At 72.5% G+C, this 12,897-nt stretch carries 14 protein-coding genes; 6 read left to right on the forward strand and 8 right to left on the reverse strand.

The annotated features are described in order from the left end of the window. Positions 1 to 96 precede the first annotated feature (96 nt). Positions 97 to 561: a hypothetical protein gene (locus I4J89_RS23445; protein ID WP_196416192.1), complete on the forward strand. Its 465-nt coding sequence runs from the start codon at positions 97 to 99 to the stop codon at positions 559 to 561. Between the two features lies 1 nt (position 562). On the opposite strand, the gene I4J89_RS23450 is transcribed toward I4J89_RS23445, so the two are convergent. Further along, positions 563 to 1,858 (reverse strand): alpha-amylase family protein, encoded by a 1,296-nt coding sequence (locus I4J89_RS23450; RefSeq protein ID WP_196416193.1) that lies wholly within the window; start codon positions 1,856 to 1,858, stop codon positions 563 to 565. Between the two features lie 35 nt (positions 1,859 to 1,893). Between I4J89_RS23450 and I4J89_RS23455 the strand changes: the two genes are divergently transcribed. After that, positions 1,894 to 2,604 (forward strand): helix-turn-helix domain-containing protein, encoded by a 711-nt coding sequence (locus tag I4J89_RS23455; RefSeq protein WP_196416194.1) that lies wholly within the window; start codon positions 1,894 to 1,896, stop codon positions 2,602 to 2,604. Here the strand turns inward: I4J89_RS23455 and I4J89_RS23460 are convergent. Beyond that, positions 2,586 to 3,164: a dihydrofolate reductase family protein gene (locus tag I4J89_RS23460; protein ID WP_196416195.1), complete on the reverse strand. Its 579-nt coding sequence runs from the start codon at positions 3,162 to 3,164 to the stop codon at positions 2,586 to 2,588. The genes I4J89_RS23455 and I4J89_RS23460 overlap by 19 nt on opposite strands. 80 nt (positions 3,165 to 3,244) lie before the next feature. Next, on the reverse strand, positions 3,245 to 4,591 hold the full coding sequence (locus I4J89_RS23465; protein ID WP_196416196.1) for an FUSC family protein: 1,347 nt from the start codon (positions 4,589 to 4,591) through the stop codon (positions 3,245 to 3,247). 152 nt (positions 4,592 to 4,743) lie between these two features. Here I4J89_RS23465 and I4J89_RS23470 point away from each other — a divergent pair, with 152 nt between their 5' ends. Further along, positions 4,744 to 5,550, forward strand: a complete 807-nt coding sequence (locus tag I4J89_RS23470) for an SAM-dependent methyltransferase (RefSeq protein ID WP_309238444.1) — start codon at positions 4,744 to 4,746, stop codon at positions 5,548 to 5,550. Positions 5,551 to 5,556: 6 nt separating this feature from the next. Here I4J89_RS23470 and I4J89_RS23475 read toward each other — a convergent pair whose 3' ends face one another. Continuing rightward, positions 5,557 to 7,476, reverse strand: coding sequence for a hypothetical protein (locus I4J89_RS23475; RefSeq protein WP_196416197.1), 1,920 nt, complete (start codon positions 7,474 to 7,476; stop codon positions 5,557 to 5,559). Between the two features lie 108 nt (positions 7,477 to 7,584). After that, on the reverse strand, positions 7,585 to 7,959 hold the full coding sequence (locus I4J89_RS23480; RefSeq protein ID WP_196416198.1) for a hypothetical protein: 375 nt from the start codon (positions 7,957 to 7,959) through the stop codon (positions 7,585 to 7,587). Positions 7,960 to 8,065: 106 nt separating this feature from the next. Here I4J89_RS23480 and I4J89_RS23485 point away from each other — a divergent pair, with 106 nt between their 5' ends. The 3 genes from I4J89_RS23485 to I4J89_RS23495 are packed head-to-tail and all read left to right on the forward strand — an operon-like array spanning position 8,066 to position 11,331. Beyond that, the gene (locus tag I4J89_RS23485) at positions 8,066 to 10,111 is read left to right on the forward strand and encodes a sensor histidine kinase (RefSeq protein ID WP_196416199.1); all 2,046 of its coding nucleotides are present in this window, start codon (positions 8,066 to 8,068) and stop codon (positions 10,109 to 10,111) included. Beyond that, positions 10,104 to 10,808 (forward strand): response regulator transcription factor, encoded by a 705-nt coding sequence (locus I4J89_RS23490; protein ID WP_196416200.1) that lies wholly within the window; start codon positions 10,104 to 10,106, stop codon positions 10,806 to 10,808. Before I4J89_RS23485 ends, I4J89_RS23490 begins: the two co-directional genes overlap by 8 nt. 37 nt (positions 10,809 to 10,845) lie before the next feature. After that, on the forward strand, positions 10,846 to 11,331 hold the full coding sequence (locus I4J89_RS23495; RefSeq protein ID WP_196416201.1) for a hypothetical protein: 486 nt from the start codon (positions 10,846 to 10,848) through the stop codon (positions 11,329 to 11,331). Between the two features lie 304 nt (positions 11,332 to 11,635). Here the strand turns inward: I4J89_RS23495 and I4J89_RS23500 are convergent, their stop codons facing one another. The 3 genes from I4J89_RS23500 to I4J89_RS23510 all read right to left on the reverse strand — a co-directional run bounded on the left by I4J89_RS23500 (position 11,636) and on the right by I4J89_RS23510 (position 12,892). Further along, positions 11,636 to 12,109 carry an SRPBCC domain-containing protein gene (locus I4J89_RS23500; protein WP_309238445.1) on the reverse strand — a complete coding sequence of 158 codons (474 nt, stop codon included), beginning with the start codon at positions 12,107 to 12,109 and terminating at the stop codon, positions 11,636 to 11,638. A 71-nt stretch (positions 12,110 to 12,180) separates the two neighbouring features. Next, complete coding sequence (locus tag I4J89_RS23505) at positions 12,181 to 12,534, reverse strand: ArsR/SmtB family transcription factor (protein WP_196416203.1); 354 nt, start codon at positions 12,532 to 12,534, stop codon at positions 12,181 to 12,183. Between the two features lie 4 nt (positions 12,535 to 12,538). Further along, on the reverse strand, positions 12,539 to 12,892 hold the full coding sequence (locus I4J89_RS23510) for a VOC family protein (protein ID WP_196416204.1): 354 nt from the start codon (positions 12,890 to 12,892) through the stop codon (positions 12,539 to 12,541). Between the last annotated feature and the right edge of the window lie 5 nt (positions 12,893 to 12,897).

A 12,897-nucleotide genomic window follows, 5' to 3' on the forward strand; every position in this document is an offset into this window, starting at 1 on the left:
CTCGTCGCCGCCGTCGAGGGACGCCCGGCCGGCTGAGGACCATTGGGTGCATCCCCGGTGGGCGTGGTGCACCGCCGTCGGCTACCGTCCGTCTACGTGACGCGTTCCCGGATCGTTCCCGCCGTGCTGTTCTGCGTGTGCCTGCTCGGCCTCGCTTCCTGCGACGACGCGGAGACCGAGACCGGTGCCGGTCCGGCGGCCCCGTCCGCCGCCGCGGCTTCGGCGGCCCCGGTCGCCGCCGACGACAAGGCGCTCTGCAAGACCGTGAACACGGCCGGATCCACCATGAAGACCAACATCTCGAACGCACAGCGGGCCGACGGCAGCGTCCCGCCGGCCGACGTTAAGAAGATCTTCTCCGAGTTCCACACCACCGTGAACGAGGCGCTCGCCGGCGCCGACAGCAAGGTGGCCACCGCGGCGCGTGCCGTCGCCAAAGAGATCTCCGCGGCCGCCGCGGCCGCCGACCCGATCGGTACCGCTGCGGAGTCGGACTTCGAACAGCTCAGCACCGAGCTCACCGCCGCCTGCAAGGCCGCCGGCACCGACATCAACTTCTGAGCTACACGAACACGGCCCATCCGCGCGCGGGCAGGTGGATCTCGGAGCCGGCCAGGCGCCCATTGCCGGCGTGGATCGAGGACGCGTCGGCGGCCGGCACGGTCGCCGGCTCGTCGTCGAGGTTGAGCGCGGCGATGACCGCGCCGGATGCGGTTCCGGTGCGCAGCACGATCTGCTTGTTGGCCAGGTGCACGACATCGGTGTGCGCGCGCAGCAGCCACGGATTCCGGCGCCGCAGGGAGATCAGGTCGTGGTGCATTCGTACGGTGTCGTTGCCCGGCGGCGGAACGTCGGGGAACTGGGGTCGCACCGCGTCGTCGCCGCCGAAGCGCTGCTCCTTGACCCCGCTCCAGCCGTACTCGTCGCCGGCGTAGACGCTGGGCACCCCGGCCACCGTGCACAGCACGGCCACGGCATGCGGCACGAAGTCGGCGCCGACCGCGGAGGCGAGGCGCGTGACGTCGTGGTTGCCGACGAAGGTCGACGGGACGAACGTGGCGAGCAGCTCGTTGTTGCGCTTGACGGCGTGGGCCAGCTCGTAGAAGTTGCGGTCGGCGATGCCGTGCCAGATGGCCTGCCACAGCTCGTACTGGGTGACCGTGTCCATGGTCGAGACACGGACGATGCCGGCGTAGTCGCCCCGGATCACCTCGCCGCTGAACCAGGCTTCGGGGTGGCTCTCCCGCACCCGGGGCAGCACGCCGGCCCAGAACGTCGGCGGCACCGCGTACGCCGCGTCGAGGCGCCACGCGTCCACACCCCGGTCCAGCCAGTGGTTCATCACCCGGACGACGAGGTCGGTCACCTCGGGTGCCTCGTGGTTGAGAGCCACGAGCGTGTCGTGGCCCTCGAAGACGTCGGCCCGGACGGCGTCGCCCGGCTGCCATCCGGCCCAGTCGATGCGGAACATGCCGGCCGAGGGCGCGTCCGGCCCGGCGCTCTCCACCTCACGGAAGGCGGGATGCGTACGCGCGACGTGATGGAACACCCCGTCGAGCTGCACCCGGATGCCGCGATCGTGGGCCGCCGCCACCAGCCGGTCGAAGTCGCCGTCGTCACCGAGCCGCGGATCGATGCGGAAATAGTCGACCGTGTCGTAGCCGTGGGTGGCCGACGCGAAGATCGGCCCGAGCGCGATGCCGTTGAGCCCGAGCCGCACCACGTGATCGAGCCACGCCTCGAGGTGTGCGAGCCGGTGCACGACGCCGGACTCGGTCTCGGCCGGCCGGATCGGAGCGCCGGTGAAGCCTAGGGGGTAAACGTGCCACCACATCACGTGCTCGGGCCAGGAGTGCATGGGAGCAAGACTAGATCGTCACGTATCGTCCTCTCGTGGGAATGCGGTTCACGACACGCGCGTCCGACTCGCCGTGGATCGATGCCGTGTGGACCTGTACGAGCGGGACGGTCACCGAGATGACCTCGGTCGCGACGCCGCGCTGGGGTCTGGTGTTCTGGGAACGCGACGGCACGGCGTACGCCTCCCTCTCCGGTCCCGAGACCAGGTCCACCCCAGCGCCGGTGCCGGACGGCGCCGCCTTCGTCGGCATCGAGTTCGCGATCGGCACCTCGCTGCGGGCCGTGCCCGTCCCGGCCCTCGTCGACGGCGGCGCCGAGCTGCCGGACGCCACGCGTCGGTCGTTCCGGCTGGACGGCACCCGGTGGGAGACGCCCGGCCCGGACGACGCCGAAGCGCTTGTCGCCCGTCTCGTCCGGTCCGGCGCCCTGATCCGGGACCCGCTGGTCACCGGGGTCCGGCGCGGCGAGCCCGCCGCGGTCACGGCGCGAACCGTCGAACGCCGGTTCCGGGCGGCGACCGGCCTGACCCAGGGCGCCGTGCGGCAGATCGAACGCGCGCGCGAGGCCGCCGCCCTGCTGGCGACCGGTGTCCCGGCCGCCGACGCCGTCTCCCGGCTCGACTACTTCGACGAGCCGCACCTGGCCCGCGCGCTGCAGCGGTACGTCGGGCGTACGGCGGGGCAGCTGCGCGAGGGCGTCGGCGGCGCGATCGCCCTGGACCTGGGTCAGCGCACCACGTCGTAGATCATCTTGACGATCCCGTTCGGGTACGCCGCGGACTCCCGCAGGCGCAGCACCTGCTTCTCCCGGTCCGCGTCGCTGAACAGGCTCTTGCCGGCGCCGAGCAGGACCGGGAAGACGAGGAGGTGGTACCGGTCGATCAGGCCGGCGTCGGACAGGCGCCGGGCGAGCTCCGCACTACCGTGGATGAAGATCGCACCGCCCTCGCCCTTCCTCAGCGCCGCGACGTCGTCGGTGGAGCGCAGGATCGTCGTCGGTCCCCACCCGTCGACCAGGGCGTCCTCGGCCAGCGTGGACGAGACCACGTACTTGGGCAGCTCCTTGTAGGCGGCGTGGTCCTCCGACTCACGCCAGGTCGGCGCGAACGCCTGGTAGCTGCGGCGGCCGAACATCAGCGCCGTGGTGTCCGCGAGCTCTTCGCCCTTGAGCGCGAACGCCTCGGGCAGCATCTCGATGTCCTTGAACACCCAGCCGCCGCTGCGGTGCTCCTCACCCGGCCCGCCGCCCGGGGAGTCCACGACGCCGTCGAGCGACATGAACGCGGTATAGACCAGATCACGCATGTGCGGTTCCTCCTCGTGAGCTTGCGTCAGGCATGCTACGGAGTGGACGGCGCGGCCGTCTTGTACAGAACCGACGGGGGTCAGCGCCCGCTCCTCGCGGTCACCTTCTTCGCCCAGATCAGCCGGGCGGCGGGCAGCATCTCCGAGATCGCGGGGATGCCCGGGCCCGGTTCCCGCACGCCGACGGTGAGCGCCGGCGCGGACCGTTCGAGTGTTCCGGTCATCCGGTCGATGTCGGTGATGATCGAGCCGGTGAGAACGAGCACGCCGGTGTCGTCGACCTCGGTGCGTACCTTCCGCAGCGTCCGGCTCCGCGCGTCGCGCAGTCCGTCGAGCAGGTCGTGGAGGTGCCCGGCCTGCTGCGCGGCGTCCGCGTCGGGGTCCGCGACCAGGGCGGCGTGCGCCGCGAACGCCTCCGCCGCGGCGGTGAGGACCTGGCCGATCTGTTCCGGTACGCGAGCGGCGTACGGCGTGGCGGCGGCGTCGAACATCGACCGTGCCACCGAGTTGACCTGGTGCACCCCGTGTTCGAGGGCGAGGGACGTCTGGTGCAGCGGCGCCACCCGGGTCACCGGCGTCGTCAGCGACCAGCGGGCCTGCCGGGCCAGGTCGTCGACCGCGGCGGCCGCGTCGTCGAGGTCCTCGCCGAGCTCACGCGAGCGCGCCAGCCACCCCCTGGCCTGGTCCGGCGTGTACCCGCCGCACACTCCGGCGCCGAGGTCGCCGATCAGCCGCGCGATCCCGGTCGACAGGTGGGCGAGCTCGCCCCGGGCCCGTTCCAGCGGCGTCATCCCGCCGACGAGCGGCGACAGGATCGCTCCGATCGCGATGCCGAGGACCGTCGCCGCGACGCGCTCCCAGACGAACGCCTCGGTGACGGCGCTGCCGGCCACGAGGATGCCGAGCGACGTCAGCGGCACGGTGACCGAGCTGTCGCCGAGGCGCAGCAGGCGCCCGACGGCGAGCCCGCATCCGGCGATCACCGCGATCGACCACGGGGTGAGGCCGAACGCGCCCCACACCGCGACCGCCAGAGCGATTCCGGCGAGCGTGCCGACCAGGCGTTGGGTGCCTTCCCGCAGGGACGCGTGGGAACTCATCTGCACCGACAGCGTCGCCGAGATCGTCGCGGTCATCGAGCCGGCCAGATCCAGGGTCTCGGCCGCCGACCAGGCGATCCCGGCAGCCACCCCGGTCACCAGCACCGACCGGGCGGCGGCCGCGTCGATCCGGTCACGGTACCGGTGGGTCACCCGGCGCAACCGGGCCGGCAGATGCGGCCGCAGCCGGGCGAGCACGGCGCGGAGAACGCCTTCGACGGCGGGTTTGGCGGTGCGGCGCAGAAGCGTCGCCGCTACCGCGCAGAGCGCCAGGCTCACGGCGACGACGGTGAGTGGATTGACGAATTCGGCGAGTGGCTGGGGCACTGGTGGAGCCTTCTATCGCGGGCGGTTGATCCGCACGGAACGCTATCGACGACCACCTCGCCGGATAGGGTAAATAGGGCAATTGTGACGGGCGTCGCCCTCCCCGCGATGACGATCAAGACCGGTGCGACGGGCCGGTCTATTGTGCACGCGTGGATCACACAAGTTTGGGGATCGACCCGACCCAGCCTCACCCCGCGCGGCGTTACAACTACTGGCTCGGCGGCAAGGACAACTTCGCCGCCGACCGGGCTTCCGGCGACGAGCTGGAGAGGCACTTCCCGAAGGTACGCCTCGGCGCGCTGGCGAACCGGGCGCTGCTGCGGCGGGCCACCCGGTTCCTGACCGCGGAGGCCGGGATCCGGCAGTTCCTCGACATCGGCACCGGCCTGCCGACCGCGGACAACACCCATGAGGTGGCCCAGCGGCACGCCCCGGAGAGCCGCGTCGTCTACGTGGACAACGACCCGCTCGTCATGGTGCACGCCCGCGCCCTGCTCAACAGCAGCCCCGAAGGCCGGACCGCGTACATCGAGGCGGACCTCAACGATCCCGAGGCGATCCTCGCTGACCCGGTGCTGCACGACACGCTGGACCTCAAGCAGCCGGTCGGTCTCATGCTGATCGCGGTCCTGCACTTCATCCACGGGCCGGGCGCGGCCAAGCCGATCGTCCGCCGGTTGCTCGACGCGCTGCCGCCGGGCAGCTACCTGGTGGCCACGCACGCCACCTCCGACTTCGGTACGCCGGAACAGCAGGCGCTCTATCAGCAGCTCGTCGAGCAGGGCCGGTCGGACGTGTGGACCCGCGGTCGCGACGAGTTCGCCGAGCTTTTCGACGGTCTCGAGCTGGTCGATCCGGGCGTGGTGCCGGCCAGCGAGTGGCGCCCGGAGCCGGACGCGGAGGTTCCCGTGCGTTCGGACATCAACGTGTGGACCGCGGTGGGGCGCAAGCCCTGACCGTTGTCAGGCCGGAATGGGCCAGAGCCGCCGGGCCAGGGTCAGCCCCTCGCCGAACGCGGTGCCCCACAACGCCACCGCGAGATAGTCGCCCGGGGTGCCGAACGTCGGGTTGGCGAAGTAGAGCACCGACATCCCGCTGAGCACCACGAGGGTGCCACCGGCGAGAGCGAATCGGCGGTCGGCCCGCCGCACCCGGCGGTTCAGCAAGGTGCTGTCGAGAGCGGTTCGCCGTGGCTTCCACCGGCGGCGGGCCAGTTCCGCCACGCCGATCGCCGCACCGGTCAGCAGCAGCGGCACGATGCCGCCGTAGAGCCCCAGCTGCCAGGTGCTGGGTTCGGCCGGCCCGAGGTCGAGGGCGGGTGGCGGCTTCGGCTCCGGGGCGACCGGCAGTTCCGGCAACGCCGTCGCCGACGGCGCCGCCTGGGTGGGCGCCGGAGCGGCGCCAAAGTCCTGGTCCCGGGTGAGGGCCAGGAAGAACACCGCCAGGCACGAGACGAGGACCAGGCCGGCAGCGCCCGCGACCAGCACCGGCCACCGGCGGCGGGCCCGGGATCGCGACGGCTCCCACGACGCCGGCGGAGGGAACGGGTATCCGGGCTGTGGCTGCGGTTCGCGCCGCGGCATCTCGACCCGCACTCCGGGGCTCCAGGCCCGGTAGCGCTCCTGAACCTGCTCCTCCAGGGCGGCCAGGCGTTCCGGGCCGGCCCGTAGTTTCGCCAGCAGGTCCTGCGCCGCGAGCTCGGTGGCCTGGCGGTACAGCCGGCGGAAGTCGCGCAGGTAGTCGCGGGCCTCCGCCACCTCCGTCAGCGCGTCGGCCAGGTCGACCGCCGAAAGCAGCCGCCGCCCGCGCAGCGCCCGGCCGACCGGCGAAGCGTCCAGGGCCCGCTCGGCCTGCTCGTCGGCCGCGGTCGCGAGACGCTCGCTGCTCAGCGCCCGGATCGACTCGGCCAGCGTCTCGAACGACTCGACCAGCGCGGCGACCTTCCGGTACTCGGCGCCCTCGACGTCCCACCGGGCGCGTTCGGCGTCGGTGAGTTCGTCGTCGTAGCGGCTGCGTGCCTCGGCCGCCAGCGTGTCCAGCAGGAGGTTCGGCTCTCGCGGTCCGGCCGCGATCCGGTACGTGTCGTTCAGGTCGCGCTGGACGTCGAGCGCCCGGTCGCGGAGCCGGGCCAGACGCAGGTCCAGCATCTGCCGGGGCCGCTCCCGATGCTGGTAGCGGTCCAGGAGCTGCACCACCAGCAGGCCCAGGATCAGCACCAGCAGCGGCCAGACCGGCAGGTCGCGAACCCGCAGTACGCCGTCCGCCTCACCGCCCGGCGTGCCGGGCAGCAGATCTACCGTGCCCTGGTACTCGCCGGGCCGGCTCGCTCCGGCCACCGCGAAGGTGTCCCCGCCACGGACCACCTCGGCGGTGTCACCCCGGCGCGAGGTGAGCAGGCCGACCCGGCCGTCGGCCGAGCCGGGTGCGTCCGGCACGGTGACGCTGCCGGCGCGAACCCGCTCGCTGAACGGTGTCAGGCGCACCCCGGCGAACTGCAGACGGCTGATCGGTACGGCGACCCGGCCGGGCCGGCGACTGGTGCTGATCGCCCGCCGGACGATCACCCCGTCGCTCGACAGGATCAGCTCGCCGGAGCCCTCCAGCGGCCGGCGTAGCGTCACCACGAACGAGCCCACCTCGCCCGCGTCCAGGGTCAGCCGCGACCGCTCCACGCGCAGCACCCCGGCCGGCCGGAAGGCGACCGTGAGCGAGAGCGCGCGCCGGCCCGGCCGGCTGTCGATGACCGGCACCCGCCAGCGCTGCCCCGTTTTCGCGGTGGCGACGTCGATCACCGCCGGTCGCATGTCGACGAACTCGATCGCCTCGGCGGCGTGGGCAGGCACGGGCAGCGCGATCGCGAGGATCGTCACGGCTATGGTCACCGCCAGCCTGCCCACATCGACGAGCGTGGCACCCCCTGGACGGTGCGCGGAAGCCGGTCGTCGCACACCCGCCTGATTTCCGGCCGCGGGACCGGGCGCGGCACGGTGTCACGCCACCCTGGTCCGGGTCCGGCGCAGGGCGGGCAGCGACCACCAGATGCCGGCGACCGTGAGTACCGCCATGACGCTGACCGTCACCAGCACGTACCACGGCGCGTCGAGGAAGAAGGCGGGCAGGCCCAGCAGCAGGGTGTCGACCACGCGTGCGGCGATGGCGGTCACCAGTCCGGCCCGGCTGCCACGGAAGGCGGCGGCGACACCGGCGAGGGTGAGCACGCCGAGGACGACGGTCGCGACGGCGACGAACGCCGGTGGACCGTCGTCCGCCGGCGCGGCGGTCGCGAGGACGAATTGGACGGCGTCGAGGAGACCCGCGGCGCCCAGAGCGTAGAGACCGGTACGAGAAACGGTTGAGGTAGTCATGTCTCGACGCTAGGAACCGTGACCGCGCGGGTGGACCAGGTGAACCGCAGTCTCGTTTCCGGTTCACCTGGTGTGCCGGCGGCGCCGGGCGGTCCAGACTTGGCGCATGCGGCCGACAACGGTGGTGCTGGGTGCGCTGGGCGCGGTGGCGTTCACCGCCGGCCTGACCGTCGCGCTGGCGACCGGCCGGTTCGCCGTGGCCGGGTGGATGCTGGCCGGCCCGGGACCGTTCTACCTGGTCGGACTCGCGGTGGCGGTGCGCCGGCCGGACCGGCCGGTCGGCGTGTGGTTCCTGTTCACCGGCACCATGTTCATGGTCTCGGTCGTCCTGGGTGACGTCGTGCTGCGGATGGTCGCCGGCCACCCGGGCGCGTGGTCGGTGGCGCTGGCGCGGCAGTGGGCCGAGTGCTTCAGCGGCTTCGGCGCGCTCGGACTGTTCGGGTGGTACCCCGGCGGGCGCCCGCAACGGTCGATGGAGCGGTGGGTGGTGCACGTCGCGGCCGCGGCCGCGGCGATCCTGCCGCTGCTGTACGCGCTGACCCACCCGCTGATGGCCCCCGGGGTGTACCCCGACCCGGACGCCGCGCGCGTGGCCAGCCCGTTCTACCGGCCGGAGCTCGCCTTCGCCGCACCGGTGATCGGCGCGGCGGCCGCCTCCGTCATCGGCTGGTCGCTGATCGGTTTCGGCATGCTGGCGATCCGCTACCGGCACACCTCCCTGCAGGACAAGCGGCGTATCCGGCTGCTGCTGCTCGGCATGAGCGTCGCGACCGTCCTGTTCGTCACCCAGTACGTGGCCGGTTCGGTGCTCGACGCGCCCATCGAACGGATCGTCACGGTGATCCTCTGGCCGCTGATCCTGCTGACCACGCTCGGTTCGGTCGTGATCGGCCTGGTGTACGACGGCGAATTCACGATCGACGAGCCGCTGCGCCGGTCCATGCTCTACCGGGTGCTGTGGACGCTGATCGCGGCCGCGTACGTCTCGGCCGCCGCCGCCCTCGGCGTGCTCGCCGCGAGTTTCCTCTCGACCGGCGCCGCGATTCTCCTCGCCGCCGGCGCCGCCCTGCTCTTCCAGCCGGTCCAGCGCCGCCTCGAGCGCGTCGCCGACCGCTGGGTGTTCGGCGCCCGCCTCGACGGCTACCGGGTGCTCGCCCGGTTCGGCCGGGCACTGGAGTCCGCGCCCCGCTCGGCCGACCTGCTCACCGAGATGGCCGGTGCGGTCCGCGACGGCCTGGAGCTGACCTGGGTACGGGTACGCCTGGAACCCGGCCTCGCCGGTGTCGCCGGCTCGGTCGCCGGGGAACCGGAACTGGTCGTGGCGCTCGTCGAAGCGGGTGCGCACCTGGGCCGTATCGAGTGTGGTCCCCGCCGCGACGGCCCGCTGCTGGACGAGGACCGCCGGCTGCTGCAACACCTGGCCGGGCAGGCCGCCACCGCGGTGCGCAACCTGCACCTGACCGCGGAGCTCACCGCCCGCCTGCGGGTGATCCGGCAGCAGGCCGACGACCTGGCCGCCTCCCGCGCGCGGATCGTCACCGCGCAGGACGCCGAGCGCCGCCGCATCCAGCGCGATCTGCACGACGGTGTCCAGCAGGAGATCGTGGTGCTCGCCGCCAAGCTGGCGATGGTCCGCCAGCGCCTCGGCCGGGGCGGTCCCGGTGCCGACGGCCTGCTCGCCGAGGCCCAGCGGGACGTGACCGGGCTGCTCAACCAGGTCCGCGAGTTCGCCCATGCGATCCACCCGCCGGTCCTCGCCGACCAGGGTCTGCTGGAGGCGATCGAGGCGCAGGCGGCGCGGCTCCCGCTCGGCGTGGTGATCGAGGCCGACGCGGCGCTGCGCGGCGTGCACTATCCGCAGCACGTCGAGGCGACCGCCTGGTACGTGCTGTCCGAGGCGCTCACCAATGTGGTCAAGCACGCCGGCGCCCGGCAGGTCCGGGTGCGGCTCGGCCGCCCGGACGGGCGGCTGACCCTGGAGGTACGCGACGACGGCACCGGATTCGACACCGGGACCACCGGCGGCCACGGGCTGGCCGGGCTCGCCGACCGGGTCGCCACCATCGACGGCACCCTGCGGGTGGAGAGCAGACCCGGGCACGGTACGACGTTGCGCGCCGAGATCCCGCTGCCGGCGGCCGCCGATGCCTGATCCGCTGCGTGTGGTGATCGCCGACGACAACTACCTGGTGCGCGAGGGCACGCGGCGGCTGCTGGAGGAGTCCGGCGAGGTGACGGTGCCGGTGGCGGTCGGGACAGCCGGCGAACTGGTGGACGCGGTCACCCGGATCCGGCCGGACGCGGTGCTCACCGACATCCGGATGCCCGGCCCCGGCACCCGCCCGGACACCGGACCGTCGATGGCGGGCATCGACGCGGCACACCGCATCCGCGCGGCGAACCCGTCGGTCGGCGTGGTCGTCCTGTCGCAGTACGCCGACGAGGCGTACGCCTTCGAGCTGTTCCGCAGCGGGACGGCCGGGCTGGCGTACCTGCTCAAGGACCGGGTCGGCGACGTGCACCAGCTGCTCGGCGCGCTGCGTGCGGTGATCGCCGGCGGTTCCGTGGTGGACCCGCAGGTGGTGGACGCGCTCGTCACCCGCCGCGCCCGCCTGCGCGAGTCGCCGCTGGCCCGGCTCACCACCCGGGAGACGCAGGTGCTCCGGGAGATGGCGCAGGGGCACGGCAACGCCCGGATCGCGGAACACCTGTCGCTGTCGGAGTCGTCGGTGGAGAAGTACGTGAACTCGATCTTCGCGAAGCTGGGGCTGGCCGAGCAGCAGGTGCACCGCCGGGTCGCCGCCGTGCTCACCTACCTGCGCGACGGAGCCCTGCGGCCGCCGCGGTGACCTGTCACGAAACGACCCCGTGCCTCGTCCTCACGTCATGACCATCAAGAGCAAGCAGCGGATCGTCGCGGTGCTGGCGGTCGCCGCGGCAGTCACCGGCGTCTGGGCGGCGGCCTTCCCGCTGTCGTTCTACACCGATTTCCCGGCTCCCGGCCGCCACTGGGTCTCCGCGCTCGGACCGTACAACGAACATCTGACCCGTGACGTCGGCGGACTGTTCCTGGCACTGCTGGTGCTCAGCGTCCTGGCCTGGCGGCGCCCGACGCCGACCACCCTGCGCATGGCCGGAGGCGCCTGGCTGATCTTCAACGCCGAGCACTTCCTGTGGCACGTCCTGCACCTCGACGTGTTCCCGGCAGCCGACAAGATCGGCAACGTCGTGGCGCTCGGCGGGCTGCTGATCCTCTCGGTCCTGCTCCTGCTACCCGACCGGGACCCGGCGGCGCCGGGCGGGCATCATGACGATCATGAATGGGAGTTAGCGGCTCATCGACGTGACCGGCGCGCGGACGGTGTCGCGTGACATCGACCGGGCGCCGGTCGAAGCCGAACTGGGTACTGCTCTTCCGGCCGACTACCGCGAGCTCTGCTCACTCCTCGGGGACGGCTATTACTCCGGGTTCCTGCGGCTCATGCAGCCGACGGTGACCAGACGGTCGACGGCCTGCTCTACCAGTGGCGCTGCCATCAGACACGCCCGCAGTACGCGCATCTGTACGCCCCGTACGGCCGGTGGTCGCCCGCAAGGACGGCATCGAGCCGTGGCACCGCTACGACATGAGCATGTCGGAGTTCGTCCTGTCGCTCCCACTCGTCGAACGGCACTGTCAAACTCCTTCAACCGTCTTGGCGAATATGTCGAGAATCTGTTTCCAGCCGGCGGCGTACCCGCCCGGCACGGACGTGGCGGCGGCGAGCTGTTCCTCGGTGAGCTGCTCCCAGCCGCGGTGTTCGAGAGCGACCCGGGTCAGTGCCGGGCCCAGCGCGGTGAAACGCAGCTCGACCTCGGTGACCGCCGGCAGCACGGTCCAGGTCATGGCGAACCGCTCGTGCGGCTGCCAGGCGATCACCTCGCCCCAGTCGACCGTGGTGCCGTCGGCCCAGGTCTCGTAGACCCGCCCGCCGAGCTCCCGCTCGAAGGTCACTCCGGCGACCTTCTCCTCGCCCTGGGAGAACGGCCGGGTCGGCCACCAGGTGCCGATGTCGCGGACGAACACCTCGAAGGTGTGCGTCTGGTCGCTGCGTACCAGCGTGGACTGCCGGATCGGCGGGCGTCGCAACGGACGAACATTGTCGGACACGCGAATTCCCATGTGGTCGGCGCGGCGCCCCCGGCCGCGTTCCGCACGATCATGGCAGGCGGTCGCCCTGGTCAGGCGACGTCCGGCGAGGCCTCCGGCAGGTCGCCCGCCCGCTCGGCCTCGACCAGGCGTCGCCCCACGTCGAGGGCGTCACTCCACATCGAGTCGAGGAACTCGCGCAGCCCGGCGAGCCCCTCCGGCCGGGCCCGGTAGAACCGCCGGGTCCCGGCCCGCCGCTCGCTCACCAGGCCGGCGTCCTTGAGCACGGTCAGGTGCTGACTGATCGCGGTACGAGTCACGTCGAACGCCGCGGCGATCTCGCCGGCCGCCAGCTCGTCGCTGGCGACCAGGCGCAGGATCGCCCGGCGGCGGGGCTCCGCCAACGCCCTCAGGGCGTCGTCGACCGCGGGCTCGTCCTCGAACATCAGCTCACCCCCACAGGCCTACCGGGTTGCCGTCCGGGTCGGCGAACACCGCGAACCGACCGTAGTCGCCGGGCAGGGGAGTCGGTGCGACCAGGGTGGTGCCACCCAGCGCGGTGGCGCGCCGCAGCGACTGCTCCAGATCCTCCACCTGAACGTAGATCTTCACACCCGCGTCGCCGGCGCCCTGCGCGGGGCCGATGCCGCCGCCGATCGCGGCCTCGCCGGCCCCGGTGTCCACCAGGGCGTAGCCGTCCTCCGGATCGGTGGGTGCGGACCAGCCGAACAGGTCGCAGTAGAAGGACCGCGCCCGCTCGGCGTCGGTGCTGGTGATCTCGAAGAACGCAACTGGACGGCCCATGACCG

The sequence above is a fragment of the Actinoplanes aureus genome (assembly GCF_015704865.1).
GTDB lineage: Bacteria > Actinomycetota > Actinomycetes > Mycobacteriales > Micromonosporaceae > Actinoplanes > Actinoplanes aureus.

Bases quoted from the DNA above. Each gene is read 5' to 3' on its own strand.
- I4J89_RS23450 (WP_196416193.1), bottom strand. From the start codon at position 1,858: ATGCACTCCTGGCCCGAGCACGTGATGTGGTGGCACGTTTACCCCCTA.
- I4J89_RS23460 (WP_196416195.1), bottom strand. From the start codon at position 3,164: ATGCGTGATCTGGTCTATACCGCGTTCATGTCGCTCGACGGCGTCGTG.
- I4J89_RS23480 (WP_196416198.1), bottom strand. From the start codon at position 7,959: ATGACTACCTCAACCGTTTCTCGTACCGGTCTCTACGCTCTGGGCGCC.
- I4J89_RS23485 (WP_196416199.1), top strand. From the start codon at position 8,066: ATGCGGCCGACAACGGTGGTGCTGGGTGCGCTGGGCGCGGTGGCGTTC.
- I4J89_RS23490 (WP_196416200.1), top strand. From the start codon at position 10,104: ATGCCTGATCCGCTGCGTGTGGTGATCGCCGACGACAACTACCTGGTG.
- I4J89_RS23495 (WP_196416201.1), top strand. From the start codon at position 10,846: ATGACCATCAAGAGCAAGCAGCGGATCGTCGCGGTGCTGGCGGTCGCC.
- I4J89_RS23505 (WP_196416203.1), bottom strand. From the start codon at position 12,534: ATGTTCGAGGACGAGCCCGCGGTCGACGACGCCCTGAGGGCGTTGGCG.
- I4J89_RS23510 (WP_196416204.1), bottom strand. From the start codon at position 12,892: ATGGGCCGTCCAGTTGCGTTCTTCGAGATCACCAGCACCGACGCCGAG.